The sequence below is a fragment of the Helicobacter sp. MIT 03-1614 genome, assembly GCF_000762925.2.
Classification (GTDB): domain Bacteria; phylum Campylobacterota; class Campylobacteria; order Campylobacterales; family Helicobacteraceae; genus Helicobacter_C; species Helicobacter_C hepaticus.
Genome location: NZ_JRMS02000027.1, coordinates 1 through 1,659, shown reverse-complemented (window position 1 = coordinate 1,659; position 1,659 = coordinate 1). Strand labels below are relative to the sequence as shown.

Here is a 1,659-nt window from a genome sequence, read left to right as displayed (position 1 = left end):
TAAAAAACAATTAAATTTTTTTCATCATAGCCGATTTGTATTACAGCCAAAGGCAAGGACGCCTAAGGAAAATTTTAAAAAGGAGTTACCATGGCTTTTCAAGTCAATACTAACGTTAACGCACTTAATGCGCACGCACAATCTACCTTTACTCAATACAACCTTAAAAACTCTATGGAGAAATTGAGTTCTGGTCTTCGCATTAACAAGGCAGCAGATGATGCTTCAGGTATGGCAATTGCAGATAGTTTGCGCTCTCAAGCAAGTGCGCTAGGACAAGCAATAAGAAATACAAATGATGGTATGGGAATTATTCAAATTGCAGATAAGGCAATGGACGAACAACTTAAGATTCTTGATACAATCAAATCTAAAGCCGTTCAAGCAGCTCAAGATGGACAATCTACACAATCTCGTTCAATGATTCAAATGGACATTATCCGTTTGATTGAAGGTTTGGATAGTATAGGTAATAATACTACTTATAATGGTATGGCTCTTCTTTCTGGTGCTTTTACTAACAAAGAGTTCCAAGTAGGTGCATATTCTAACCAATCTATTAAAACATCTATTGGTTCAACTACATCTGATAAGATTGGACAGGTGCGTATTGAGACAGGTGCTTTAGTTACTGCTTCTGGTGAAGTAACTGTAACATTTAAAAATGTTGATGGGGTTAATGATATTACTTTAGAATCTGTAAAGGTTTCTCACTCTGCAGGAACAGGACTTGGTGTTTTAGCAGAAGTTATTAATAAAAACTCTGATAAAACAGGTGTTCGTGCTCAAGCAAACGCATATACAACTTCAGATGAATCAATTAAATCTGGAAGTTTGGCAAATCTTATGGTTAATGGTGTTTCTATTGGAGATATTATTGGTATTCAAAAAAATGATAGCGATGGACGTTTGGTGCAAGCTTTCAATGCTGCAACAATGCACACAGGTGTTGAAGCCTATACAGATAATCTTGGTCGCTTGATGCTTAGAAGCACAGATGGACGTGGTATTAGTTTGAAGGCTAATGGTGCTGTGCCAGGACAAGGTAATGATGTAGCAATTACTACTGTGAATGGCGGACACGATCTTACTACTGGTGCAAACAACTATGGACGTCTCTCTCTTGTGAGAACTGATGCAAGAGATATTGTTGTCTCTGGTTTGAATATTAGCTCAACAGGATATGATGATGATACAAAAGTAGCTCAAACAACTACAAACCTTCGTGATATGAAAGGTGTATTTAATGAAAATGTTCGTTCTGCTTCAGGTGCAAACTATAATGCTGTTATTGCATCTGGTGGAGCAGACCTTGGTTCTGGTGTAACAAGCTTAAGAGGTGCAATGATATCAATGGATATTGCAGAATCTGCAATGAAAACACTTGATAAAATTAGAGCAGACCTTGGTTCTGTATCTGGACAAATGGTAAGCACAGTAAATAACATCACTATTACTCAAGTGAATGTTAAGGCAGCTGAATCTGGTATTCGTGAAGTGGATTTTGCAGCAGAGAGTTCAGAATTTACAAAACTTAATATTCTTGCTCAATCTGGTAGCTATGCTCTCTCTCAAGCAAATGCAATTCAGCAAAATATTCTTAGGTTACTTAACTAATTGAAGTAACACTTCTTTAAGTCTCCTCTTTTTTTTGGGGGG

Annotated in this window: 1 protein-coding gene; it reads left to right on the top strand. The window is 37.0% G+C overall.

Going from position 1 to position 1,659, the window contains the following annotated elements; all coding sequences use genetic code 11:
- Positions 1 to 90 precede the first annotated feature (90 nt).
- A complete protein-coding gene (locus LS66_RS09925) occupies positions 91 to 1,617 on the top strand; it encodes a flagellin A (protein ID WP_034368508.1) in 1,527 nt (508 codons plus the stop codon).
- The last annotated feature ends 42 nt before the right edge of the window (positions 1,618 to 1,659 follow it).